The sequence below is a fragment of the Haemophilus sp. HN_Hi16 genome (genome assembly GCF_049823435.1).
Lineage (GTDB): Bacteria > Pseudomonadota > Gammaproteobacteria > Enterobacterales > Pasteurellaceae > Haemophilus > Haemophilus influenzae_D.
Genome location: NZ_CP187500.1, coordinates 48,468 through 73,074 on the forward strand (window position 1 = coordinate 48,468; position 24,607 = coordinate 73,074).

Genomic DNA, 24,607 nt, shown 5'->3' on the forward strand with positions numbered 1-24,607 from the left:
TAAATTTTATCCATTAGATAACTACCTATATTTTTGAAATATTCATCATTTTAATTTTCAAAGAATATAAAAAATGGTAAAACTAACCGCACTTTATATCATTATTCAATCTACTCACTAAGTTAAAAATTATGCCAGAACTTCCCGAAGTTGAAACTGCACTACGTGGTATTAGCCCTTATCTTAAAAATTTTACGATTGAGAAAGTTGTCGTACGCCAGCCTAAATTGCGCTGGGCTGTATCAGAAGAATTGATAACCCTTAAAAATGTAAAAATTGTCGATCTCACTCGTCGCGCAAAATATTTGATTATTCACACGGAAAAAGGCTATATCATCGGGCATTTGGGCATGTCAGGTTCGGTGCGAATTGTGCCACAGGATAGCGCAATAGATAAACATGACCATATTGATATTGTGATGAACAATGGCAAATTATTACGTTATAACGATCCTCGCCGTTTTGGTGCGTGGTTATGGACGGAGAATCTAGATGACTTTCATCTTTTCTTAAAGCTAGGGCCTGAACCGCTTTCTGATGAATTTAATGCAGAATATTTATTCAAAAAATCTCGTCAAAAATCAACCGCACTTAAAACCTTCTTGATGGATAACGCTGTGGTGGTGGGTGTTGGAAATATTTATGCGAATGAAAGTTTGTTTATTTGTGGTATTCATCCACTTAAACTCGCTAAAAATCTGACCCTCAATCAATGTATTTCCTTAGTGAACACGATTAAAGATGTTTTGAGAAAAGCCATTATTCAAGGTGGAACGACACTTAAAGATTTTTTACAGCCAGATGGTCGCCCAGGTTATTTTGCACAAGAATTATTGGTATATGGCAATAAAGATAAACCTTGTCCAAAGTGCGGTGGAAAAATTGAAAGTTTAGTTATTGGGCAGCGTAATAGTTTCTTTTGCCCGAAATGTCAGAAAAGGGGTTAGAACAAATAAATTTTCAAATTGAAAAGAAAGTATTAAATATAATGAAAACAGCGGTCAAAATAGACCGCTATTTTTAGTTTACTGGAAATTCTTCAATGACAACAGGAACTTGTAAGATTTTGCCTAACCGTAAAATAGTAACAAGAACTTTTGAATTAGGTTTTGTATTTGCGATAATTTGCATCATTTCTCGGGCTGAAATCCCCTCTTGATTATTTAATTTCAAAATCACATCACCAACTTGAATACCTGATTTCGCTGCGGGGCTGTTCGGGCTTACGTCTGTGATAACTATTCCTTCTTCATTACTTGAACTAATATCACTTTGTACACCAAAATAACCTCGAATCACACGTCCATCACGCATAATTTTACGTAGTACATCATTTGCAATATCTATTGGAATGGCAAAATTTAGTCCTTCTGCGATTTCATTGGCGGTTTTACCAATACTAAGTGTGCTGATTCCTACCAATTCTCCTGCAGAATTAATTAAGGCACCGCCTGAGTTTCCGCGGTTAATTGATGCATCGGTTTGGATGAAGTTTTGTCTGCCAACAGAATCACCTACCGCATTACGACCCATTGCGCTAATGATTCCTTGGGACACGCTTTGTCCTAAATTGTAAGGATTACCGATTGCCAACACTACATCGCCGACTTGAGCTTGACGATTTGAATTTTGTGGAATAGTTGAAAGATTATTTGCACGAATTTTGAGAACAGCGAGATCAGTGAGATTATCTGAACCAACAAGACTGGCCTCAAAAATATTTCCGTTTTGCAACGCTACTACAATTTGATCGGCATTTTGGATAACGTGTTTATTTGTCAAAATATAACCGTCTTTACTCATAATTACGCCAGAACCTAAGTTATTCACTTGTAGTTGCTCATTATCATTAATGCTGGAAGAAAAAGAGCGGTTATAAACATTCACTACTGCTGGAGAGGCAATACGCACGGCATTTTTGAATGATACAATATCATCAGTAGTGAAGATGTTGCTGTTATTCAGTCTTGGAACCGCAAACAAAATCACGCCCGCAGCAGCCAAGCCCCAAAGGGCGGAATGGAAAAGTTTTTTAAGCATTTAGATTCCTTTCGGCGTGTAAGTTAATTTTATATCGTCACCGATTTGTTCTAATTCATTGAGTTGCCATAATGGTGCATCGGCAAGTTTAGTTAAATTCGGTAATTGGCATAGACCACGAGCATTGTCGCCAAGTAATTTGGGTGCAACGTAAATAATCAATTCATCGACTAATTTCGCATCAATTAAACTCCCTGCTAAATTTGCTCCAGCTTCTACCCAAAGGGTATTTATTTGTCGTCTTCCCAATTCTTGCATTAATTCTTCTAGTAAATTTTCTTTTGGAAGAATAATTTGTTCACAGAAATCAGGAAAGCCTGTTAAATCTCGTGGTTCATTAGAAACTAACCAAACGGGAGAATGAGTTAAAAAAAGTTTATGAGTCGGCTGAATGCGATGTTGTGAATCTAAAATGACACGCACAGGCTGGCGAAGATCTTCTTTTTTATATTCTGTTTTAAGATTTTCAGGAAATTCGTCCCAGCGTACATTAAGGCTTGGATCATCAGCAATTATTGTCGCAGAAGTAGATAAAAGTGCGGATGATTTTGCTCGCATTTTTTGTACGTCCGAACGAGCATCAGAGCCTGTAATCCATTTACTTTCTCCACTTTCCATTGCTGTTCGTCCATCTAAACTCATCGCGAGTTTGAGTTGAACAAAAGGCATACCTTGACGCATTCGTTTTAAAAAGCCTTTATTTATTTTTTCCGCTTGATCGTTCAATAAATTCACCGCACTTTCGATGCCTGCATCAGACAACATTTTCAAGCCTTTCCCTGCGACTTGAGGATTTGGATCTTGCATAGCCGCAATGACTTTTACTACGCCAGCCTCAATTAATCCTAATGCACAAGGTGGGGTGCGACCATAATGAGAGCAGGGCTCTAAGGTGACGTAAGCTGTTGTTCCTTTGGCATTTTCGCCAGCTTGAGCTAAAGCAACGCGTTCGGCATGAGGTTGTCCTGCCTTAAAATGAAAGCCTTCCCCCACAATTTCACCATTTTTTACCAATACGCATCCCACCGATGGGTTCGGTGTGGTGGTATATTGTCCTTTGGTGGCTAAATCTAAGGCGCGTTGCATAAATACGTGATCTTGTGAGGAAAATTCGCTCATGGTTAATCCTTTAAGCTCTCAATTTCTTTGGTGAATTGATTAATGTTATCAAAACTCAAATAGACTGATGCAAAACGAATATAAGCCACTTTATCGAGTTTTTTTAACTCATTCATCGCGAGTTTTCCAACCAGTTTACTTGGTACCTCACGTTCACCCGTCGCACGTAATTGAAAAATTATATGGTTAATTGCTTGTTCAACATCATCCGCACTTACAGGGCGTTTTTCTAATGCGTGCTGAATACCACTGCGTAATTTATCTTCATTGAACGGCTCTCGAGTGCCATCAGTTTTAATAATTTTTGGTACGATTAATTCGGCTGTTTCAAAGGTAGTAAAACGCTCATGGCAATGACCGCACTCACGACGGCGGCGAACTTGATAGCCATCCGATACCAAACGGCTATCAATTACCTTGGTTTCTTCTGTAAAACAAAATGGACAGCGCATAGACAATTCTCCGTCAAAAGGGTCGTTATCTTAGCAAAAAATCGGTTCTTTGACGATTGCTTTATGCTTTTCTTGTCTTCTTTTGTGCGAATAATAAGCCAAACCAATCTTTTGTTTGTGTTAATAATTTTGCAATATTTTCAGGTTGTTTAAATCTTGAGGTCTGCGTTAATACGCGTGACCAATATGGATCGGCTTTTGACCCGAAACCATTACTTTCAGTTAATTCCTGAAGTTTTTCAGAAACATTGTCAAAATTTACCGCACTTTTATCATCTACAATAAAATCACTTATATTTCTTATTGTTGGCACCAATTGGATTTCAATTTGACTTTGTAAATAATCTTTTACGTAAGTTTGTAATTGAGAGAGAGCGGCTTCACGCTCAATAGTCGGTAATTCAAGAACCTTATCTTGCGTAATTAATTTTGCTGGTAGCGCATTTTCTTGTGTAACACATTGAATCAAATAATAAATCCAAGGACGGATGCAATAGCGATCTTTGTATTTTGCAAAATGCCACTGAATCACCTGTGAATCATCGCCAAATAAAGCGTCCATATAACCAAATAAGCGGATTTTTTGATTTTCGTTTTGCCAATCTACGGCAATATTAAAATCTATAGAAGCCTGTTTAGGCTCGCCAAGATCTGCTATTTTCTTTTTAAATTCTAGAACATTGTTACGAATATTTTCAGCATAAACCTTTCTAAATTCTGCGCGCGGTAACACGCCTTTTACTTCTGCTTGTCTAAAATAATCAGCAAAATTTTGTTCATCAAGGTAGATTAAGTCATTATTGAGTGAGTAATTATCTAACCCACTTAAAGTGAAGTTTTCACTGTCAGCAATGCGTTCATCTTTATCGCGAAAATAAACACCGAGTTGTTTTTCAAAGAAAAATTTCACTGGGTTTTCCACAAAACTGACTAAAGAATCCAGTTCAATTTCTTCGATTTTTTCTGGGTTTTCTGTCATCGTGACGGCAAATTCCGAATTACTTGCATTTGCGTCAAATTGAGCCATTGGCAACCATTTTGTCGCAAAAGAGCGGGTAAATTTTTCGTTGTTTTTGAAATTATCTGGGCTAAATGCAGTCATTGGATGTTCAATGACAGTAAGGACATTTTCACTTTGACCTTGATTAATATAATCCACGAGTTGGCTTACCAATACAGATGGTTCTTTCGGTTGATTATCGGTAATGGAACGCCCAACATAGCTGATATAGCAATAATTACGTGCTGCCAATAAGGCTTCTAAAAACAAATAGCGATCATCATCACGGCGAACACGGTCGCCTTTTTGATGATATTGCATTAAATCAAAACTGTTTGGTGTTTGTGTTCTAGGGTAATCAGCATCATTCATTCCAAGTAAACAAACTACTTTGAATGGCACTGAACGCATTGGTAATAAGGTGCAGAAGTTTACTTTCCCTGCAAGGAATTTGAGGCTATTTGGCGCATCTTCCAATTTCATTGTGATGACATCGGCAATCACATCTGCTTGTAATTCTTCAGTAAAATGGAGCGTTTTTAGATGCTCAGCTAATTCATTAATTTTCTCTTGAATATAGAAAATCGTGTCGCTAGTGTCTTCATTTTGTATGAAGAAATCTGATAAAAGTGCGGTTAAAATTTCTTGCCATTTTTCGATGGAATGTGCTTTTTGCAGGGTTTCATGCAGCGAGGAAAGTGCGGTGAAAAAGTGCGATAAATTTCCAGCAAGTTCACCTTTTAAGCCATAGCTGCTGTTTAACCCCAAACTATCTTGCCAAATGCCCTGTTCTTCACGCATCGCATAGCCTAAAATCATTCTTTCTAATCCAGCTTGCCAAGAATTGAAATTGATGCCATCTTGATTTTTTTGCAAACCGAAACGAATCCCTGAATCCGCCACCCATTCTCGCACTAATGGTAAATCAGCAAGAGAAATATTAAATCGTTCTCGCATCGCAGGAATATCCAACAACGCTAAGACATCCTCTGCACTAAAATTGCTTTCTTTTAAGCGTAATAAAGTTAAGTAACTTGAGACCAACACATCGCTTTCTGAAAGTTTATTATCTGAAAGTGAAAATGGAATTTGTGGCGCATCTCCATTTTTTTGCCCGAAAACTGCCTGAATATAAGGTGTGTATTGGTTTATATCTGCCACCATCACGACCACATCTTTTGGCGTAAGGCTAGGATCTTGATTGAATAAATCCAGTAAATAATCGTGCAATACTTCCACTTCTCGCATAGCGCTGTGGCAAGAATGTAGGGTTAAAGTGCGGTCATTTTTTGCGATATTTAGCGGTTTATTTTCTAAATGCAGAATTTGAGACTGCAATTGTCCAAGTAAACTGTTCGATTTAATTTCTTGATAAGCATTGACAGGATAAGTTGGAATATGTTCTTCATCTCTCACCAATGTATAGAGAAAATCTCGTCCCATTTTCCCCCAAGCTGCCAGCAATGGATTGCCTACTTGAAGGTTTTCTTTTTGATAAGTGACATCAAACTGAGCGTTTTCTAGTTGAGAAAGTTGATCCTCGGAAAAGAGCGGTTGATTTTCATCTTGTTTATTGAATTGATAACGCTGACGAGAACGCAAATAATCGAGGCGTAAATCACTAATATCCCCCCAATATTCTTGGCAAGGATTATTAAAAAATAAATGAATATCCACTTCAGAGGATATCGCTTGCAAAATATTGAGATAAGCAGTTGGAAGCGCTGGAATACCAAAAATAAATATGCGTGAAGGTAATTTTTTCGGTGCTTTTTTATCGGCAAGCAAGGCTAAGAACTGATTATGCAAAGCCGCTCGATGGGTGGCTTCATTAACATCTGATTTAACATCGACGACCAACGCACGCCATAGCTCCCCTTGCCATTTTGTATTGCCTTGAATTTGCTCAAACAACGTATCGTTTAGGTTAGGTTGTTGCTTTTGTATTTGAGCAGTAATTTGTTCATCTTCGCCTTTTTCCCAAGCAAAAATCCATTCTGGTCGATAAACTAAATATTGGTCAAATAAGTCGGCTATTTTACTGCTAAGTTGATAAAGTTTGTATTGTTCAGAATGTGGCGAAGATGCTAAATAATTGCGTAAAGGCAAAAAATTTTCTTTCTCGAGAAAAGTCGGGATTAAGCGTATTAAACGCCACATCATTGAATCTTTATCAAAAGGGTTTTCCAATGCCGTTGCGGGTAAATTTTGAGCATAAAGCTGCCAAATAAAACTTGCTGGCATAGGAAATTTTAGGTTCGCTGAAATGCCTGTTTCTTTGGCGAGTTCAATTTGTAGCCATTGCGCCATATTAGGGCTTTGCACCAAAATGATATCTTGTTGAAAAGGATCTTCAGGTGGTAAAGATTTGAATAAGGAAGAAAGAATTTCTTTTTGTTTTTCAAGCTGATTGGAATAATAAACAATGAACACAATGGCGACCTTTTGATGATTTAACCTAGAAAAAACAACGCCATTTTACTGAGTTTTTATCAAAATTTCACTCGTAGGATAACGCACAATAATGCGTTCATTTTCACATCGAATACGAAAAGTTAAGCCATTTTGTTGTATCAATCGTTCACAAGCTAACCCTAAAAATTGGCGTTGAGCTTGATTCTCTGCAATTTGTGTTGCCTGAAAATCTTGATAAGTTTTTACCGCACTTTTTCGCTGATCTGCCGTCCATTGATTAAAAACAAGAAATAAAACGCTAAATAAAGCTAAAGAAAATAACAATGTAATAAGCGACATTCCTTTATTCATCCTGAACATTAAAATCACTCCAACTTTTTTCTGCTAACTGCCACTGACTATATTGTTGCACTAAAGCAACCACCGTCTTTTTCCCATAAGCTAAAGTTACGCCATCTAAAGTTAAATTCCCGTTGGTAATCACTGCGCCACTAATCCTCCCTTTGCCAGTCAATTTTAAATCGCCCTCTGCAATTAATACGGCAGACACTGTGCCATTAATTTCAACTTCCGCTTGTGAATCTGAAAACCAATAAAGTTTAGGTGTTTTATTCGCGTTTAAAATTCTGGGTGGGGAAGAAAAGTGCGGTCGAAAATCTGTAAGTTTTTCTGTGTGAATGAAATCTTTCAATGCACCTTGATTATCTCCCTTTTTAGGCGATTTTTTAAATAGGCTCATTCTTTCACACCAAAGAAAATATTGAATTGAATCTGTGGCACCATCAAGCGTAATGCTGATTTGCTTCACACTTTCATCATTATTTAACGGTAAATCAAGGCAGGCAGTTTGTTTTTTCGCCGCTGTCATTTTTTGCAGTTGTAATGTTCTTTCCACATACAGTTTTCGTTGATTTTGTTGCACACGAAAAAAACTTAAATGGCTATCATCTAACAACAAAATTGCGGTTAATAAACCCGAAATAAAAATCAAAATAGTCAGCGTGATAATACCTTTTTGTATTGTCATTGTTTTTGATTCCAGAGCGCAACAACAATGGAGGTTTCATAACTGATGTTTGAGGCTTGTTTTAAATTTCCTTTTAGCTTGATTTCTAATCCTTTTCCTTCGATTAACCAATTAAATTGTAGCTTAGTGATTTCATATTCGTTGTTATCTAATAAATCTGCCCAACCTCCCCCAGCGTTGCAAGCGGTTTGTTGAAAAGCACGTTTACAAGTTTCTGCCGTGCAATTAGTAGGAATAACACTTTGATAAGTCAGTTTGGTTTTTATCATTTTGTTACTCACTTTATAGCCGAATAATTCTTCAGTACTACTTTTAGATGTATTTTTACCTTTTTTCATACAGGTTTTCGGCGAACCTTTACCAATACATCCATTTTTATTTAAATCATAAAAGAACAACACGCAGCTATTAGGTGGCGCATTATCTTCTTGGCTAATAAAAATAGCTGTGCCTTGTTCATCTAATTCAAATAAAGATAAATTGCTTTCCGTCAGTTTTGCATTTAATGCTCGAAATCCTAATCGGCGAAGATCTTTACCTATTAACTGTAATGTTCGTTGTAATTCAGCTTGTAATTTTAAATGCAATAGCATGTGTTGATTTTGTGTTTGTATTTGCACATAAAAATGCGAAATGCTTAGCAGCAATAAAGAAGACAAAGCCAGTGAAATCATCAGTGCTAATAGGGTTTGCCCTTTTAATAATGTTTTCATCATTAATTACAAGCACTATCAAATTGATTGGTTTTTAAACGAATACTACCAACATTGAAAAATAAAAATAACGTACGTTCATTTTCTGCTTGCAAAATAAAGCAACGAGTAACGATAGTATTACGAATGCCATCAAATCTCGTGATTTCTTTTGGATAAATATGATGGCTTTGAATCATCGTTTTATTAGGAAAATAAGGATAGTAAAAATGTGCATAAACCTCTTTCGGGCAATTTATCGGATTTAAACAATCGCAAGTTTGGTTATTTTTTACTTGTGCCGTTAAGCACCATTGTTGTGTCGCAAGGTTCCGATTGATAAGTAAAAACCACACTTCCGATGAATTTTCTGCCCGAGCCTGAATTTGTCGTAGAAATAAATACAGGCGATGTTGCTCTTTGGCTAAAATCGTTTTAGGTGAATCTGTTTGCCATAATGGCACGGCAAAACTCAGTGCAATGCTGATAATGGCTAATCCAATCAATAATTCCACTAATGTCATACCTTTTTGCATAAAACGCTCCAATTTTCTACCGCACTTTAACCATAAATAATGGGTAGAAAAATCACTTGATGTGATTTTTGCGATCTATATCGCAAAGTTTTTCTGAAAACCTATAAAAACCATTGTTTTATGATTTTCAACTGGTTATTTTGGCAAATCTCGCTATAATGGTGCGGAATTTTTCTGTTCTTTAAAATCTGGTGGAAATATGAATCCAATGTTAAATATCGCTATTCGTGCGGCACGAAAAGCGGGCAATGTGATTGCTAAAAATTATGAACGCCGTGATGCGATCGAAAGCACACAAAAAGGTATTAATGATTATGTGACAAACGTTGATAAAGCGGCAGAAGCAGAAATCATTGAAATTATTCGTAAATCTTATCCTGATCACACAATTATTACGGAAGAAACAGGCGCAATTGAAGGCAAAGATAGCGATGTACAATGGATTATTGATCCGCTAGATGGTACTCGTAATTTTATGACAGGGCTTCCCCACTTTTCTGTGTCTATCGCAGTTCGTGTAAAAAATCGCACTGAAGTCGGGGTTGTTTACGATCCAATCCGCAATGAATTATTTACTGCTGTGCGTGGCGAAGGTGCAAAATTAAATGAAGTACGTTTACGTGTAGATAGTAAACGTGAACTTCAAGGTTCAATTTTAGCCACTGGTTTTCCATTCAAACAACCAAAATTAATGCCAACTCAATTTGCAATGATGAATGCCTTAATTGAAGATGCTGCGGATTTCCGTCGCACGGGTTCCGCTGCATTAGATTTATGCTATGTGGCGTCAAACCGTATTGATGGTTATTTTGAAATGGGCTTAAAAGCATGGGATTGCGCAGCTGGCGATTTAATCGTGCGTGAAGCAGGTGGTTTAGTCTGTGATTTTGATGCAGGTAACGGCTACTTACGCAGTGGCAATATCATCGCAGCCCCATCACGCGTAATAAAAGAAATGTTAAATAAAATCCGCCCTTGTTTAGGTGCTGAATTTAATCATTAATTTTTATAAGTACAATAGCACCTATCAAGGTGCTATTTTTAATTTTATTAATGAAACATACTTGATTAGCGACTTTATCTGCGCATCAACGAAAAAAACGACGACATTATGCTTCCAGAACTTGGCTTTTTCCTTCTTTTACTCGCAACAGCTAGCGCATTTTTTCTTACGTTAGTACCTCAATTTGGGTTATTCAAAAAAAATCCGACTTTAATTAATGCCGCTTGGCCACTGAGTTATATTTTTACCCTTGCGACGACGTTATCAATTGGTTTGCTTGCTTATTCTTTTGCGGTGGATGACTTCACCCTTGAATATGTAGCGGCACATTCTAATTCCCAATTACCTACATTTTTTAAAGTGGCTGCCACTTGGGGCGGACATGAAGGTTCAATGTTGTTTTGGTTATTTTCATTGAGTTTATGGCTTGCTGCTTTTGCTTTTTTTAATCGAAAAAATAACCGCACTTTTTCCGCTCAATCTTTATCTTTATTGGGATTGATTTGCTTTGGTTTTTCGGTGTTTATCTTATTTTATTCTAATCCGTTTGGACGCATTTTTCCTGCGCCAGCAGAAGGTCGCGATCTCAATCCAATGTTGCAAGATGTGGGATTAATTTTCCATCCGCCGTTGTTATATGTTGGTTATGTGGGCTTTGCGGTGAATTTTGCGATGAGTTTGAGTGCGTTGATTTATAACCAATCAGCACGACAAATTGCACGCTCAATGCGTGGCTGGGTGTTGTTTTCTTGGTCGTTTTTAACCATTGGCATTGTGCTTGGTGCGTGGTGGGCATATTACGAACTCGGCTGGGGCGGTTGGTGGTTCTGGGATCCCGTAGAAAATGCATCTTTAATGCCTTGGTTGCTTGGTTTGGCGTTATTACATAGTTTAATGGCGACAGAAAAACAAGGTGTATTTAGTTATTGGACAACGCTTTTTTCTCTGCTTGCTTTTGCCTTTAGCGTATTAGGCACGTTTATTGTTCGTTCTGGCGCACTCACTTCTGTGCACGCTTTTGCATTGGATAATACGCGCGGTTATGTATTGTTATTAATTTTCTTTGTTTTGACAGTGTTAGCCTTTGGTTTATTCGCTTTGCGTGCGGGCAGTTCATCAGAAAGTGCGGTGAATTTTCAGTTCGTTTCTAAATCGGGTGGCATTTTATTGCTGAATATTTTGCTGACCATTGCCACTGTGTCTACTTTTTTAGGCACCTTCTACCCAATGTTATTCCAAGCGATGAATTGGGGCTCAATTTCGGTGGGAAGTCCTTATTTTAATAGTATTTTCTTCCCAATCATTACGGTGATTTTAATCTTAATGGTGGTTTCCCTTACCATTCGTTGGGTGCAATTTGATCGCACATTATTGATACGTTGCGTATGGTTGCTTATTCCGTCTTTGATTCTCGCCAGCTTGATGATTTGGCAACAGCTACGCCATAATTCTGCGTTGAATTTTCACGCTTTCGCTTTTGTGTTATTAACTCTTGCGATTTGGCTTTTGTTGGTCACTTTATGGCAAAATTGGCGACAAATTCGTTTGTCTCAATTTGGTATGATTTTAGCCCACTGTGGCGTGGCGATTGTGACTATTGGCGCAATAATGAGCGGTTATTTTGGCAGTGAAATTGGTGTACGTTTAGCACCGCAACAAAGTCAAACGCTGGGACAATATGAATTTCACTATCGCCAATTTTCTAATGAAATCGGACCAAACTTTACGGCAGAAATCGCCTTTTTTGACGTAACTGAAAATGGTAAACCTTATGCAGAAATTATCCCCGAACGCCGTTATTACGATGTTCGTACAATGACAATGAGTGAAGTGGGGCTTAATGGCGGTTTTTGGGGCGATTTATATATTGTGATGGGAGATTCTCTCGGCAAAGGAGAATTTACTTTCCGCTTACATTATAAACCGCTGATTCGTTGGCTTTGGGCTGGCGGTATTTTAATGGCCTTTGGCGCACTTTTTAGCGTCTTCGGATTACGCAGAAAACAGGAAAAATAATGAACAAAAAACTTCTCTTTTTTGCACCGCTCTTTGTGCTTTTAGGCGTGTGTGTATTATTAATTGCTGGGTTAAATCAAGATCCGAAAAAAATTGCGTCGGCTTTAATTGATAAACCTGTTCCAGAGTTTTATCAGGCTAATTTAAATGATCCATCACAAATCGTAAGCCCGAAAGATTTTCCTAAACAGCCATTTTTATTAAATGTGTGGGGCAGTTGGTGTGGTTATTGTAAAGAAGAACATCCGTTGTTAATTGAGATTGCAAAAACGTTGCCTATTGTGGGCGTAGATTATCGCGACAATCCGCAAAATGGCATTGAAATGCTTAAGCGAATGGGCAATCCGTTCGTCTTAACCATTAATGATAGTCAGGGAGAACTTGCCCTCAAATTAGGCGTGGATGGCGCACCAGAAACTTATCTTTTGGATGAAAATGGTGTGATTCGTTATCGCCATTCTGGTTTATTGGATAAAGAAACTTGGCAAACGGTATTTTTGCCAAAAATTGAAGCAATGAAGAACAAATGAAAAGCATATTAGATATTTTTACTCGCGGTTTTATTCAGGTTCAAAAAACAGTCTTTTTTGCAACCGCACTTTTATTCGCATTTTCCTTATTCGCCCGAGCGGAAATGGTGGATACCTATCAATTCCAAAATCAAGATGATCGTACTCGCGCCGTAGAGTTGGCAAAATCTTTACGCTGCCCACAATGTCAAAACCAAAATTTGGTGGAATCTAATTCACCTATTGCGTATGACTTGCGTCTTGAAGTGTACAAAATGGTGGATGAGGGCAAAAGTAATCAGCAAATTATCGATCAAATGACCGCTAGATTTGGTGATTTTGTGAACTATAAACCACCGTTCAAATGGAATACGGCGTTGTTATGGCTATTACCAGTCGCTCTTTTAATTTTAGCTGCTGCACTGCTTTATTTCTCAAATAGAAAAAAACAGTTTTCAGAAAAAGTGGTTACACAACAACTAGAGAATGATGAAATAATTTCCCTCCCCTCAGCCTTTGGCAGCTCCCCCCGCAAGCAAGAGGAGCCAAGTAAACTTTCTAGGGGAAAAGTGAATAGTAAAATTTATTTTGTGCTTTTTACTTTACTCATCGCTATTCCAACCGCTTATTATTTTTCCCTTGATCGTTTTAGTCGTGTTCAACAAGGCGAGCAATCGATGATTGAGCAACATAATCAAAATGTTGAAATGAATGATGAACACAAAAATGAAAATGTGATTGAGAAGATCCAAAATAAACTGCGTACTGATCCGAATAATGCGGAAACTTGGCTTCAACTTGGGGAAGCCTATGTGCAGAATAATGAATTTGACAGTGCGCTTGTGGCTTATTCTAATGCGGAAAAATTGTCGGGAAGTAAACCTAATATTTTAGGCTTGGCTGCCACCGCACTTTATTATCAAGCAGGTCAGCAAATGACCCCAAAAATCGAGCAACTTTTGAATGAAGCTTTGGCAAAAGATAAAAATGAAGTGTCAAGTCTTTCTTTGTTGGCGACGATTGCCTTAGAAAATCGTCAATATCCACAAGCCAGTGGGTATTTACAGCAATTATTAGATTCTGGTAATGCGGCAGTGGATCGTCGTTCTGTTATTCAACGAATGAAGATGTTGGATTTTTTACAACGTGGTGAAAAAGGGCAAAATCCGTGAGCCAATATTCTGAAAATATTATTATTGGTGCAGGTGCCGCAGGATTATTTTGCGCTGCACAGTTGGCTAAGTTAGGCAAGTCAGTGACAGTTTTCGACAACGGTAAAAAAATCGGACGTAAGATTTTGATGTCGGGCGGTGGGTTTTGCAATTTCACCAATTTAGAGGTTACGCCAGCTCATTACCTTTCACAAAATCCTCATTTCGTTAAATCTGCCCTTGCCCGCTATACCAATTGGGATTTTATTTCTCTTGTGGCGGAGCAAGGGATTACTTATCACGAAAAGGAATTGGGGCAATTATTTTGTGATGATGGCGCAGAACAAATCGTTGAAATGTTGAAATCTGAATGCGATAAATATGGCGCTAAGATTTTATTGCGTAGCGAAGTTTCTCAAGTTGAACTCATTCAAAATGATGAAAAAGTGCGGTTTGTTTTACAGGTAAATTCAACCAAATGGCAATGTAAAAATTTGATTGTTGCGACAGGTGGGCTTTCTATGCCAGGGCTTGGTGCAACGCCATTTGGCTATCAAATTGCAGAACAATTTGGCATTCCAGTTATTCCTCCGCGCGCGAGTTTAGTGCCTTTTACTTATCAAGAAACAGATAAATTTTTAACCGCACTTTCAGGCATTAGCTTGCCAGTCACGATCACAGCCCAGTGCGGAAAATCTTTTCACAACCAGCTTTTGTTTACCCATCGTGGAATTTCAGGCCCTGCGGTGTTGCAAATTTCCAATTATTGGCAGCCTACTGAGTCAGTGGAAATTGATTTATTACCTAACCACAATGTGGAAGAGGAAATTAATCAAGCAAAACAATCTTCGCCAAAACAAATGTTGAAAACTATCTTGGTTCGATTACTTCCGAAAAAATTGGTTGAACTTTGGCTTGAGCAAGGTCTTATGCAAGATAAAGTTATCGCTAACATCAGCAAAGTGTGGGTAAAAAATCTGGTGGATTTTATTCATCACTGGGAATTTACTCCAAATGGCACAGAAGGCTATCGTACGGCTGAAGTCACTATGGGCGGTGTGGACACCAAAATGATTTCTTCTAAAACGATGGAAAGTAACCTTGTACAAGGTTTGTATTTTATTGGCGAAGTGCTAGATATAACAGGCTGGCTAGGCGGTTACAACTTTCAATGGGCGTGGAGTTCAGCTTATGCTTGTGCAACGAATATCTCAAGACAATAAATAGATAAAGATCAAAGCATACGCATTTTTTACAAGACAAAATCTCAAAATAGCTTTATCATATCGCCTGTTTTAGGCTCGCCTAACCCGTTTTAATTAACTTAATTGAGGAAAATAAAAATGGTAAAAATCGTTAAAGTGATTGGTCGCGAAATCATCGACTCACGCGGTAACCCAACTGTTGAAGCTGAAGTTCATCTTGAAGGTGGTTTTGTTGGTTTAGCTGCGGCTCCATCAGGTGCATCTACCGGTTCTCGTGAAGCATTAGAATTACGTGACGGCGACAAATCTCGTTTCTTAGGTAAAGGTGTATTAAAAGCTGTAGCTGCAGTGAACAACGAAATTGCACAAGCTATCGTTGGTAAAGATGCAACAAACCAAGCTGAAATCGACCAAATCATGATCGATTTAGACGGAACCGAAAACAAATCTAACTTTGGTGCAAATGCAATCTTAGCGGTATCTTTAGCAAACGCAAAAGCAGCGGCAGCATCTAAAGGTTTACCACTTTACGCTTACATTGCAGAATTAAATGGCACTGCTGGTGTTTATTCTATGCCATTACCAATGATGAACATCATCAACGGTGGCGAACACGCAGATAACAATGTCGATATTCAAGAATTTATGATTCAACCAGTGGGTGCGAAAACGTTACGTGAAGCACTTCGTATCGGTGCTGAAGTATTCCACAATCTTGCAAAAGTATTAAAATCTAAAGGTATGAGTACGGCAGTTGGCGATGAAGGTGGTTTCGCACCAAACTTAGCCTCTAACGCAGACGCTTTAGCATGTATCAAAGAAGCAGTTGAAAAAGCAGGTTACGTATTAGGTAAAGATGTAACCTTAGCGATGGACTGCGCATCTTCTGAGTTCTACAACAAAGAAACTGGCAAATACGAAATGAAAGGCGAAGGTCGTTCATTCACTTCTCAAGAGTTCACACACTATCTTGAAGAATTAACCAAACAATACCCAATCGTGTCTATCGAAGATGGTCAAGATGAATCTGACTGGGAAGGTTTTGCATACCAAACTAAAGTGTTAGGCGACCGCGTTCAATTAGTGGGCGACGACTTATTCGTAACTAACACCAAAATCTTAAAAGAGGGTATCGAAAAAGGTATCGCAAACTCTATCTTAATCAAATTCAACCAAATTGGTTCTTTAACTGAAACTTTAGCGGCAATCAAAATGGCTAAAGATGCAGGTTACACCGCTGTAATCTCTCACCGTTCAGGTGAAACCGAAGATGCGACTATCGCTGATTTAGCGGTTGGTACAGCAGCAGGTCAAATCAAAACGGGTTCTATGAGCCGTTCTGACCGTATTGCGAAATACAACCAATTAATCCGTATCGAAGAAGCATTAGAACGCGCTGGTACTCCAGCTGCATTCCCAGGCTTAAAAGCGGTTAAAGGTCAAGCGTAATTCACGCTGAATTTACTGTAAAATCTCACCGCACTTTGTATAAAAGTGCGGTGTTTTTATATCTAATATTTAAAGGAAAGGGAATGTTACATTTAACTTTAGAGGACGAACTCTTTTTAGGAACGCCAAAGCAAGTAGGAACGCATTCTACGGTATTTGAGCATTTTGCCGTAATGTTTGAAGATGACGGTGAAACAGGCTATTTTTATGCACTTGATATGCGTCAAAATGCTCAACCGATAGTTGATATGTTACACGTGTATAATGTTGATTCAACCTCTAATCATCATGAGGCACGCAAACTTGAAATTTGTTGGGATGAAAGTGGTTATTTAGCCTTGTTGCTTATTAATGGCTATCCTCATGCCGTATTTGATTTTGCTCGTTTAGTCGGCTATAACAGCAATAAATATCCACAACCAGATCTAATGAGCATGTGGACTCGTGAAGAAATTACCAATAAACAGGCCGAGCAATGGCTAGGCGTGAAAACCATTCGATAAAAATTGAGAACAATGAAAAAGAAAAATCAGATTTTAGTGAGTTTATCTATTGTGGCCTTATTAGGAGGCTGTTCAGAAGAACAAGTACAACGTGATGTGTATCAGTCTTTAGACGATTGTTTAGCGGATTGGAAAAAAATTGAGCTTTGTGAGGCAGATAAAAATACCGAGAGTACTCAGAAAACTGAAACCACACCACAGCAGGGGCTTGGTTTAAATATTCGTGATAACGGTAATGCAGAAAGTGCAGTAAAAAATCCAGCTGAAAATAATGCACAAGCTAATCAAAGTGAGAACAATGCTGAATCGACTGCAAAAGCTGAAAGTACCGATCCTTCTTTAGGGGCCGCAATTGCTGGTGGCGTTATGGGGTATCTGGCAGCTCGTGCAATTAGTAGTTTCCTTGGCCCAAGCTATCATCCTGGAAATCGAGCTGTCACCACACCAACAGGGCAAGTTGTGCAACCTCAAACGAATCGTTCTGTTGGAAAACCAATGCTCGTGAAAGGAAATGCAGGAAGCATGAATAGCAAACCTGTATCTCGTGGTGGTTTTAGTAGCCCAAATAATACTCATCGTAGCAGTGGGGGCTAAATGAAACGTGTAACCGGGTTTTCTACTCGACCAGATATGGTGCAACAGCTACTTAATGTTGGATTTGATTACTATAATTTGCCTTCTAGTGATGGCTCTCATTATTGGTCTGATAATGTTGCCTATGAATTTACTTTAGCGGAAATTGATCGCATTGAGGATACAACTAATGAATTACATTTAATGTGTTTAGATTTTGCGGCGGATGAAATTAAAAAAGGCGATTATGAAAATTATCGTTTTACGGAGTTGCAAAAACAGCTTATTGAAAGCTCTTGGCGTAATCAAGATCCTTATTTATATGGACGCTTTGATTTTGGCTATGATGGCGACAACCTAAAAATGTTTGAATATAATGCCGATACGCCAACATCTTTGTTGGAGGCTGCGGTTGTTCAATGGCAGTGGTTGGAACAAATTGAGGGCTTGAAACATCGTGATCAATTTAACTGGATTCATGAAGAATTAATTAAACATTTCCAATTTTTGAAACAACAAAGTGGTAAAACAGATTTCCATTTGAGTGCTATGCACGATGCTGGCCGTGAAGATTGGGGCAATGTGGATTATTTAGCTGATGTGGCTTATAACGCAGGTTGGAATATTCATCAATTAGCGGTGGAAGATATTGGCTATAACAGCGAAACAGAAAAATTTGTAGATTTAAATGATCAGCCTATTGAAATGTTATTTAAATTGTATCCTCTGGAGTGGCTAAGCCACGCTGAATTTGCTCGCCATATTACAACCTCTGAAACACGATTTATTGAGCCTGCGTGGAAAATGTTGTTAAGTAATAAAGCACTATTGGCAAAACTTTGGGCGCGTTATCCTAACCATCCAAATTTATTGCCTGCTTATTTTACGCCTTTCGAATTACCAAAAGATTTATCGATGTGGGTGAAAAAACCATTGTTAGGTCGAGAAGGTGCCAATGTCTTCTATTATGAGAAAAACAATGGCGTAGAATTTGCAGCGAAAGGAAGCGAACACTCTACGTTTTATGCTAATTCAGGTTATGTTTATCAACAAAAATTTGAATTGCCAAGTTTTGATGGAATGTATCCCATTATCGGCTCTTGGGTTGTGGGTGATGTGGCTTGCGGTATGGGATTACGCGAAGATTTTACTGCAGTGACGGGGAATGATAGTCATTTTATACCTCATTATTTTGTACCTTGATATATATTTATCATTATTACTCAAATGCAATATTTATCATAAGAATGGAAGCTATTATAGGTTATTTTTCACATTCAAATTTTTAACCGATTACAAAATCGTTCACGTATTATGTAATTAATTAGTAATATTTCATTAAAAAAAATCTGCATCCAAATTGATTAAACCTTAGTCTAACTTTTGGGTGCAGATTAATTACTACTATTATTTATTTAAAGTAATTAACTCGAAAGATTATAACAATCCGCCTTGACCTAATGCAGGGTCAGTATCACGAGCTTTTAATGCATCTTCAACGGTTAAACCTAATGCTTTCGCAACGCCTTCACCGTATGCGGCATCACACCAGTGACAGTTACGAATGTGGCGATATTTGATGAAATCAGGTGCATCGCCCATTGCAGCTGCTGTGTTATTAAACAACGCTTGTTTTTGCTCTGCATTCATTAAGTTAAATAATGCACGTGGTTGGCTGAAGTAATCGTTATCATCGTTACGATAATCCCAGTGTGCTGCATCTCCGTTGATACGAAGTGGTGGCTCAGCAAAGTCTGGTTGTTGTTGCCATTGGCTGAAGCTGTTTGGCTCGTAGTGTGGCAAGCTACCGTAGTTACCATCTACACGACCTTGACCATCACGTTGGTTGCTATGAACTGGGCAACGTGGACGATTTACTGGAATTTGACGGTAGTTCACACCTAAACGGTAACGTTGTGCATCCGCATAGTTAAATAAACGAGCTTGTAACATTCTGTCAGGGCTTGCGCCGATACCTGGAACCAAGTTACTTGGTGCAAATGCAGATTGTTCTACATCAGCGAAGAAGTTTTCTGGGTTACGGTTTAATTCAAACTCACCTACTTCAATTAATGGATAGTCTTTTTTTGACCATACTTTGGTTAAGTCAAATGGATGATAAGATACTTTTTCTGCATCAGCTTCTGGCATAACTTGTACAAATAATGTCCATTTAGGAAAATCACCACGTTCAATCGCTTCATATAAATCACGTTGATGGCTTTCACGGTCATTTGCAATAATTTCTGCTGCTTCAGCATCTGTTAAATTTTTAATGCCTTGCTGAGTACGGAAGTGGAATTTTACCCAAAAACGTTCTCCCGCTTCGTTCCAGAAACTATAAGTGTGAGAACCAAAACCGTGCATATGACGATAACTTGCTGGAATACCACGATCACTCATTACAACGGTTACTTGGTGTAATGCTTCTGGTAATAATGTCCAGAAATCCCAGTTATTTGTTGCTGAACGCATATTAGTACGCGGATCGCGTTTTACTGCTTTGTTTAAATCTGGGAATTTACGTGGATCACGTAAGAAGAATACTGGCGTATTGTTACCTACTAAATCCCAGTTACCTTCTTCAGTATAGAATTTTAATGCAAAACCACGAATATCACGCTCAGCATCTGCTGCACCACGTTCGCCTGCCACGGTAGTAAAACGTGCAAACATTTCAGTTTTTTTACCTACTTCACTGAAAATTTTTGCACGAGTATATTTAGTAATATCGTGTGTCACAGTAAAAGTACCAAATGCACCAGAACCTTTTGCGTGCATACGACGCTCTGGGATTACTTCGCGTACGAAATCAGCTAATTTTTCGTTAAGCCATAAATCTTGTGCAAGTAATGGACCACGCGGACCAGCTGTTAAGCTGTTTTGGTTATCAGCAACGGGTGCACCGTTACCCATTGTTAAGTTTGTCGCAGCTAAGTGCGAGAAAGGACATTGAGAACTCATTGTAGACTCCTTGTAAAGTTAATAAATTTAGTTAGGTTGAAATGAATTTCTTGCGTATCATATAGAAAGGTTTAAACAATTGAAATCTATTAAATCAATCAAAAAAAACTATACTAAAAATAAGGTTTAAAATCTACCTAAGTATTCAAAATTGCTTACTAGATATATTTTATAAACCCTGATTTTCAACTGCATTTTTTCGTCTTTATCCGTTTTACGGATTCAAGTATAATGCCAATATTTTTAATCACATTAGATCAACGATTATGAGCACAAAATTTAACGTAAAAACATTCCAAGGTATGATTTTAGCCCTGCAAGAATATTGGGCAAACCAAGGCTGCACCATTGTACAACCTTTTGATATGGAAGTGGGTGCAGGTACCTCTCACCCAATGACCGCATTACGAGCCTTAGGCCCTGAGCCGATGGCATTTGCTTATGTGCAACCTTCACGCCGCCCGACAGACGGTCGCTATGGCGAAAACCCAAACCGTTTACAACACTACTACCAATTCCAAGTAGTGATCAAACCTTCTCCAGATAACATTCAAGAACTTTATTTAGGTTCACTTGAAATGCTTGGTTTCGATCCGACCAAAAACGATATTCGTTTTGTGGAAGATAACTGGGAAAACCCAACATTAGGTGCTTGGGGCTTAGGCTGGGAAGTATGGTTAAACGGTATGGAAGTAACCCAGTTTACCTATTTCCAACAAGTGGGCGGTTTAGAATGTAAACCTGTCACGGGCGAAGTGACTTACGGTTTAGAGCGTTTAGCCATGTACATTCAAGGCGTAGATTCTGTATATGACTTAGTTTGGTCTGACGGCCCATTAGGCAAAACCACTTATGGCGATGTTTTCCATCAAAACGAAGTTGAGCAATCAACCTATAACTTTGAACACGCAAACACCGATTTCTTATTCTACTGCTTCGATCAATACGAAAAAGAAGCACAAGAGTTATTAGCCCTAGAAAAACCGTTACCATTGCCAGCTTACGAGCGTATTTTGAAAGCGGCACACAGCTTCAACTTGTTAGATGCACGTAAAGCAATTTCGGTAACCGAACGCCAACGCTATATTTTACGCATTCGTGCCTTAACCAAAGGTGTGGCGGAAGCCTATTATGCAAGCCGTGAAGCCTTGGGTTTCCCTGGTTGTAAAAAATAAGGCTTAAACAAATTCACAAAAGTGCGGTGAAATTTGACCGCACTTTAGGAGAGCAAAATGAACAAACCCATTCTTTTTTATGCAGAAACATGCCCAGATACCGCACCATTTATCGCGGAGTTGGATCGCTTAGGTGTGGATTACGATGAAGTAGAAATTATGACTTCATTACCTAACCTCAAACAATTCATTCGTTTACGCGATAGTAATGCAGAATTTGATAACTCGAAAGCAAATGGCTATTTAGGCATTCCTGCGTTGTTATTACCAAATGGCGATGTTGTTTTAGATCCATCAAAGTTAAACACGATTTTTGAGTTCTAGGAAAAAATAGAATAGCGGTTTTCATGCAACCCTATGAAAAATACTTAAAGCTGAATTCGCAGAAATTGCGAGTGGATCAAACGGATGCGGAAAGAAAATTATGGCAACGTATCAATCGAGATCAATTATTAGGATTTCGATTTAATCGACAAAAGCCACTTTTAAGTTATATCTTTGATTTTTATTGTGCGAAAACAAAGCTGGTTATCGAATGCTAGCCGGCACTATGAACCTGATTATCAGAAAAAAGACGCGTTACGAAATGCAGAATTAAATTCACTGAGTTTTACAGTAATGCGATTGAGAAAGAATGAAGTGATAACGAAGAAAATAAGAATTTAAATCTACAGAATTTTTAAATAAGAGAAACAAAATGACAACCCAAAACTTCCTAGTAGAAATCGGCACGGAAGAGCTGCCACCAAAAGCTCTCAAAACATTAGCGACCTCTTTTGCGGATAACGTTGAAGCGGAATTAAATCAAGCAGGTTTAACCTTCGACAAAATCGAATGGTTTGCAGCGCCGCGTCGTTTGGCAGTGAAAGCGTTGAACTTAGCCATACAACAGCCAAGCAAAGAAATCGAAAAACGCGGGCCTGCCGTGTCAGCCGCTTTTGACGCGGAAGGTAAGCCAACCAAAGCGGCTGAAGGTTGGGCGCGTGGCTGTGGTATCACCGTTGAGCAAGCAGAACGCATTGCCACTGATAAAGGCGAATGGCTTGTTCATCGTGCGAAAATTGAAGGTCAACCGACCAAAAACTTGCTTAATGACATTGTGGCAAATGCGTTGGCTAAATTGCCAATTCCAAAACCAATGCGTTGGGCAGATAAAACCGTGCAATTTATTCGCCCAGTTCACACTGTGACCATGCTTTTGGGCGATGAGTTAATCGAAGGTGAAATTTTAGGTGTGGCAAGTGCGCGCACTATTCGCGGCCACCGTTTCTTAGGCGAGAAAGAATTTGAAATTCAACATGCAGATCAATATCCGCAATTATTGCGTGAAAAAGGTTCTGTAGTGGCTAATTTCAACGAGCGTAAAGCAGAAATTTTGGCAAAATCTCAAGCAAAAGCGACCGCACTTGGTGGCGTGGCTGACATTGAAGAAAGCTTGCTTGAAGAAGTGACTTCGTTGGTGGAATACCCAAATGTGTTAGCGGCAAAATTTGAAGAACGTTTCTTAGCAGTGCCTGCGGAAGCCTTGGTTTACACCATGAAAGGCGACCAAAAATACTTCCCAATTTATGACAAAGACGGCAAATTATTACCGCACTTTATTTTTGTCTCGAACATCAACCCAGAAGATCCAACCGCGATTATTGAAGGGAACGAAAAAGTGGTTCGTCCACGTTTAACTGATGCGGAATTCTTCTTCAAAACGGACTTAAAACAAAAACTGGTTGATCGTTTACCGCGTTTAGAAACCGTATTGTTCCAACAAAAACTGGGTACATTGAAAGACAAAACAGATCGTATTGAGCAGCTAGCAGGCGAAATTGCAAAACAAATCGGGGCAGACGAAGCGAAAGCAAAACGTGCAGGTTTACTGTCAAAATGTGACTTAATGACCAACATGGTATTCGAATTCACTGATACACAAGGTGTAATGGGTATGCACTATGCACGTCACGATGGCGAAGATGAAGAAGTCGCAGTGGCATTAAACGAACAATATATGCCACGTTTTGCCGGCGATGAATTACCTAAATCTTTGGTGGCAAGTGCGGTCGCCTTAGCGGATAAATTTGACACCTTAACTGGTATTTTCGGCATCGGCCAAGCACCAAAAGGAAGTGCAGACCCATTTGCATTGCGTCGTGCGGCATTAGGTACGTTACGTATTATTGTAGAGAAAAATTTACCACTGGATTTAGAAGATTTAGTGAAAAAATCAGCCGCACTTTTTGGCGATAAACTCACGAATCAAAATGTGGTTACTGATGTCGTGGACTTTATGCTCGGGCGTTTCCGTGCGTGGTATCAAGATGAAGGCATTGCAGTGGATGTGATTCAAGCGGTATTAGCACGTCGTCCAACTCGTCCAGCAGACTTTGATGCGCGAGTGCGTGCGGTTTCACACTTCCGCACGTTAGATTCAGCGGAAGCGTTAGCGGCAGCAAACAAACGTGTCAGCAACATCTTAGCGAAAGCGGATGCTGCAATTGGTGAGATCAATTTGACCGCTTGCGTAGAGCCAGCAGAAAAAGCCCTTGCTGAAGCAGTGCTTGCATTACGCACTGAAGTACAACCGCTTATCGCACAAGGCGATTACACTGCTGTGTTGGATAAACTTGCCAACCTCCGCACGCCTGTGGATAACTTCTTCGACAACGTGATGGTAAATGCTGAAGATCCAGCGTTACGCCAAAACCGCTTAGCGATTTTAAACACGTTGCAAGGCTTGTTCTTACAAGTAGCTGATATTTCAGTGCTTCAATAATGTAAAAAGGGATG

General features: G+C 38.8%; 22 protein-coding genes and 1 pseudogene. 14 read left to right on the forward strand and 9 right to left on the reverse strand.

Translation table 11 applies throughout. The annotated features are described in order from the left end of the window. The first annotated feature begins 131 nt into the window (after positions 1-131). Positions 132-947: a DNA-formamidopyrimidine glycosylase gene (gene mutM, locus ACPT9C_RS00225; RefSeq protein WP_050948677.1), complete on the forward strand. Its 816-nt coding sequence runs from the start codon at positions 132-134 to the stop codon at positions 945-947. A 73-nt stretch (positions 948-1,020) separates the two neighbouring features. Here mutM and degS read toward each other — a convergent pair whose 3' ends face one another. The 8 genes from degS to ACPT9C_RS00265 form a co-directional block, all read right to left on the reverse strand. Next, a complete protein-coding gene (gene degS / locus ACPT9C_RS00230; RefSeq protein ID WP_005690625.1) occupies positions 1,021-2,040 on the reverse strand; it encodes an outer membrane-stress sensor serine endopeptidase DegS in 1,020 nt (339 codons plus the stop codon). Beyond that, positions 2,041-3,159 (reverse strand): bifunctional diaminohydroxyphosphoribosylaminopyrimidine deaminase/5-amino-6-(5-phosphoribosylamino)uracil reductase RibD, encoded by a 1,119-nt coding sequence (gene ribD / locus ACPT9C_RS00235; protein ID WP_050948678.1) that lies wholly within the window; start codon positions 3,157-3,159, stop codon positions 2,041-2,043. Between the two features lie 2 nt (positions 3,160-3,161). After that, positions 3,162-3,611 carry a transcriptional regulator NrdR gene (gene nrdR, locus ACPT9C_RS00240; RefSeq protein WP_005627362.1) on the reverse strand — a complete coding sequence of 150 codons (450 nt, stop codon included), beginning with the start codon at positions 3,609-3,611 and terminating at the stop codon, positions 3,162-3,164. A 61-nt stretch (positions 3,612-3,672) separates the two neighbouring features. Continuing rightward, a complete protein-coding gene (gene recC / locus ACPT9C_RS00245) occupies positions 3,673-7,044 on the reverse strand; it encodes an exodeoxyribonuclease V subunit gamma (protein WP_050948679.1) in 3,372 nt (1,123 codons plus the stop codon). A gap of 45 nt (positions 7,045-7,089) precedes the next feature. Further along, positions 7,090-7,377 carry a DUF5374 domain-containing protein gene (locus ACPT9C_RS00250; protein ID WP_050948680.1) on the reverse strand — a complete coding sequence of 96 codons (288 nt, stop codon included), beginning with the start codon at positions 7,375-7,377 and terminating at the stop codon, positions 7,090-7,092. Beyond that, complete coding sequence (locus ACPT9C_RS00255; protein WP_050948681.1) at positions 7,370-8,053, reverse strand: DUF2572 family protein; 684 nt, start codon at positions 8,051-8,053, stop codon at positions 7,370-7,372. Before ACPT9C_RS00255 ends, ACPT9C_RS00250 begins: the two co-directional genes overlap by 8 nt. Then, positions 8,050-8,769, reverse strand: coding sequence for a PulJ/GspJ family protein (locus ACPT9C_RS00260; protein WP_050948682.1), 720 nt, complete (start codon positions 8,767-8,769; stop codon positions 8,050-8,052). Before ACPT9C_RS00260 ends, ACPT9C_RS00255 begins: the two co-directional genes overlap by 4 nt. Continuing rightward, positions 8,769-9,281 (reverse strand): pilus assembly FimT family protein, encoded by a 513-nt coding sequence (locus ACPT9C_RS00265; RefSeq protein WP_050948683.1) that lies wholly within the window; start codon positions 9,279-9,281, stop codon positions 8,769-8,771. Before ACPT9C_RS00265 ends, ACPT9C_RS00260 begins: the two co-directional genes overlap by 1 nt. Positions 9,282-9,480: 199 nt before the next feature. Between ACPT9C_RS00265 and suhB the strand changes: the two genes are divergently transcribed. The 9 genes from suhB (at position 9,481) to ACPT9C_RS00310 (ending at position 18,893) form a co-directional block, all read left to right on the forward strand. After that, entirely contained in the window at positions 9,481-10,284 is an 804-nt protein-coding gene (gene suhB / locus ACPT9C_RS00270) for an inositol-1-monophosphatase (protein ID WP_050948684.1), read from the forward strand. A gap of 108 nt (positions 10,285-10,392) precedes the next feature. Next, positions 10,393-12,300: a heme lyase NrfEFG subunit NrfE gene (gene nrfE / locus ACPT9C_RS00275; protein ID WP_050948685.1), complete on the forward strand. Its 1,908-nt coding sequence runs from the start codon at positions 10,393-10,395 to the stop codon at positions 12,298-12,300. Then, on the forward strand, positions 12,300-12,830 hold the full coding sequence (locus ACPT9C_RS00280) for a DsbE family thiol:disulfide interchange protein (RefSeq protein ID WP_050948686.1): 531 nt from the start codon (positions 12,300-12,302) through the stop codon (positions 12,828-12,830). Before nrfE ends, ACPT9C_RS00280 begins: the two co-directional genes overlap by 1 nt. Further along, positions 12,827-13,981 (forward strand): heme lyase NrfEFG subunit NrfF, encoded by a 1,155-nt coding sequence (gene nrfF, locus ACPT9C_RS00285; RefSeq protein WP_050948687.1) that lies wholly within the window; start codon positions 12,827-12,829, stop codon positions 13,979-13,981. Before ACPT9C_RS00280 ends, nrfF begins: the two co-directional genes overlap by 4 nt. After that, on the forward strand, positions 13,978-15,183 hold the full coding sequence (locus tag ACPT9C_RS00290) for an NAD(P)/FAD-dependent oxidoreductase (protein WP_050948688.1): 1,206 nt from the start codon (positions 13,978-13,980) through the stop codon (positions 15,181-15,183). The genes nrfF and ACPT9C_RS00290 overlap by 4 nt, the downstream gene beginning before the upstream one ends. Positions 15,184-15,303: 120 nt before the next feature. Next, entirely contained in the window at positions 15,304-16,614 is a 1,311-nt protein-coding gene (eno, locus tag ACPT9C_RS00295; RefSeq protein WP_050948689.1) for a phosphopyruvate hydratase, read from the forward strand. Between the two features lie 83 nt (positions 16,615-16,697). Further along, positions 16,698-17,117: a DUF2251 domain-containing protein gene (locus ACPT9C_RS00300; RefSeq protein ID WP_005636440.1), complete on the forward strand. Its 420-nt coding sequence runs from the start codon at positions 16,698-16,700 to the stop codon at positions 17,115-17,117. Between the two features lie 12 nt (positions 17,118-17,129). Beyond that, positions 17,130-17,711 (forward strand): hypothetical protein, encoded by a 582-nt coding sequence (locus ACPT9C_RS00305; protein WP_050948690.1) that lies wholly within the window; start codon positions 17,130-17,132, stop codon positions 17,709-17,711. Then, positions 17,712-18,893, forward strand: coding sequence for a glutathionylspermidine synthase family protein (locus ACPT9C_RS00310; protein WP_050948691.1), 1,182 nt, complete (start codon positions 17,712-17,714; stop codon positions 18,891-18,893). Between the two features lie 234 nt (positions 18,894-19,127). Here the strand turns inward: ACPT9C_RS00310 and ACPT9C_RS00315 are convergent, their stop codons facing one another. Beyond that, entirely contained in the window at positions 19,128-20,654 is a 1,527-nt protein-coding gene (locus ACPT9C_RS00315; RefSeq protein ID WP_050948692.1) for a catalase, read from the reverse strand. A 266-nt stretch (positions 20,655-20,920) separates the two neighbouring features. Between ACPT9C_RS00315 and glyQ the strand changes: the two genes are divergently transcribed. From glyQ to glyS, 4 genes and pseudogenes are all read left to right on the forward strand, one after another. Beyond that, positions 20,921-21,829 (forward strand): glycine--tRNA ligase subunit alpha, encoded by a 909-nt coding sequence (glyQ, locus tag ACPT9C_RS00320; RefSeq protein WP_005628151.1) that lies wholly within the window; start codon positions 20,921-20,923, stop codon positions 21,827-21,829. 57 nt (positions 21,830-21,886) lie between these two features. Next, positions 21,887-22,153 carry a hypothetical protein gene (locus tag ACPT9C_RS00325; RefSeq protein ID WP_050948693.1) on the forward strand — a complete coding sequence of 89 codons (267 nt, stop codon included), beginning with the start codon at positions 21,887-21,889 and terminating at the stop codon, positions 22,151-22,153. 23 nt (positions 22,154-22,176) lie between these two features. Next, positions 22,177-22,495 (forward strand): annotated as a pseudogene (locus ACPT9C_RS00330) (DUF559 domain-containing protein). Between the two features lie 31 nt (positions 22,496-22,526). Further along, entirely contained in the window at positions 22,527-24,593 is a 2,067-nt protein-coding gene (glyS, locus tag ACPT9C_RS00335; RefSeq protein ID WP_061671269.1) for a glycine--tRNA ligase subunit beta, read from the forward strand. Positions 24,594-24,607: the final 14 nt, after the last annotated feature.

Bases quoted from the DNA above. Each gene is read 5' to 3' on its own strand.
- mutM (WP_050948677.1), top strand. From the start codon at position 132: ATGCCAGAACTTCCCGAAGTTGAAACTGCACTACGTGGTATTAGCCCT.
- degS (WP_005690625.1), bottom strand. From the start codon at position 2,040: ATGCTTAAAAAACTTTTCCATTCCGCCCTTTGGGGCTTGGCTGCTGCG.
- ribD (WP_050948678.1), bottom strand. From the start codon at position 3,159: ATGAGCGAATTTTCCTCACAAGATCACGTATTTATGCAACGCGCCTTA.
- nrdR (WP_005627362.1), bottom strand. From the start codon at position 3,611: ATGCGCTGTCCATTTTGTTTTACAGAAGAAACCAAGGTAATTGATAGC.
- ACPT9C_RS00250 (WP_050948680.1), bottom strand. From the start codon at position 7,377: ATGAATAAAGGAATGTCGCTTATTACATTGTTATTTTCTTTAGCTTTA.
- ACPT9C_RS00255 (WP_050948681.1), bottom strand. From the start codon at position 8,053: ATGACAATACAAAAAGGTATTATCACGCTGACTATTTTGATTTTTATT.
- ACPT9C_RS00260 (WP_050948682.1), bottom strand. From the start codon at position 8,769: ATGATGAAAACATTATTAAAAGGGCAAACCCTATTAGCACTGATGATT.
- ACPT9C_RS00265 (WP_050948683.1), bottom strand. From the start codon at position 9,281: ATGCAAAAAGGTATGACATTAGTGGAATTATTGATTGGATTAGCCATT.
- suhB (WP_050948684.1), top strand. From the start codon at position 9,481: ATGAATCCAATGTTAAATATCGCTATTCGTGCGGCACGAAAAGCGGGC.
- nrfE (WP_050948685.1), top strand. From the start codon at position 10,393: ATGCTTCCAGAACTTGGCTTTTTCCTTCTTTTACTCGCAACAGCTAGC.
- ACPT9C_RS00280 (WP_050948686.1), top strand. From the start codon at position 12,300: ATGAACAAAAAACTTCTCTTTTTTGCACCGCTCTTTGTGCTTTTAGGC.
- nrfF (WP_050948687.1), top strand. From the start codon at position 12,827: ATGAAAAGCATATTAGATATTTTTACTCGCGGTTTTATTCAGGTTCAA.
- eno (WP_050948689.1), top strand. From the start codon at position 15,304: ATGGTAAAAATCGTTAAAGTGATTGGTCGCGAAATCATCGACTCACGC.
- ACPT9C_RS00300 (WP_005636440.1), top strand. From the start codon at position 16,698: ATGTTACATTTAACTTTAGAGGACGAACTCTTTTTAGGAACGCCAAAG.
- ACPT9C_RS00305 (WP_050948690.1), top strand. From the start codon at position 17,130: ATGAAAAAGAAAAATCAGATTTTAGTGAGTTTATCTATTGTGGCCTTA.
- ACPT9C_RS00310 (WP_050948691.1), top strand. From the start codon at position 17,712: ATGAAACGTGTAACCGGGTTTTCTACTCGACCAGATATGGTGCAACAG.
- ACPT9C_RS00315 (WP_050948692.1), bottom strand. From the start codon at position 20,654: ATGAGTTCTCAATGTCCTTTCTCGCACTTAGCTGCGACAAACTTAACA.
- glyQ (WP_005628151.1), top strand. From the start codon at position 20,921: ATGAGCACAAAATTTAACGTAAAAACATTCCAAGGTATGATTTTAGCC.
- ACPT9C_RS00325 (WP_050948693.1), top strand. From the start codon at position 21,887: ATGAACAAACCCATTCTTTTTTATGCAGAAACATGCCCAGATACCGCA.
- glyS (WP_061671269.1), top strand. From the start codon at position 22,527: ATGACAACCCAAAACTTCCTAGTAGAAATCGGCACGGAAGAGCTGCCA.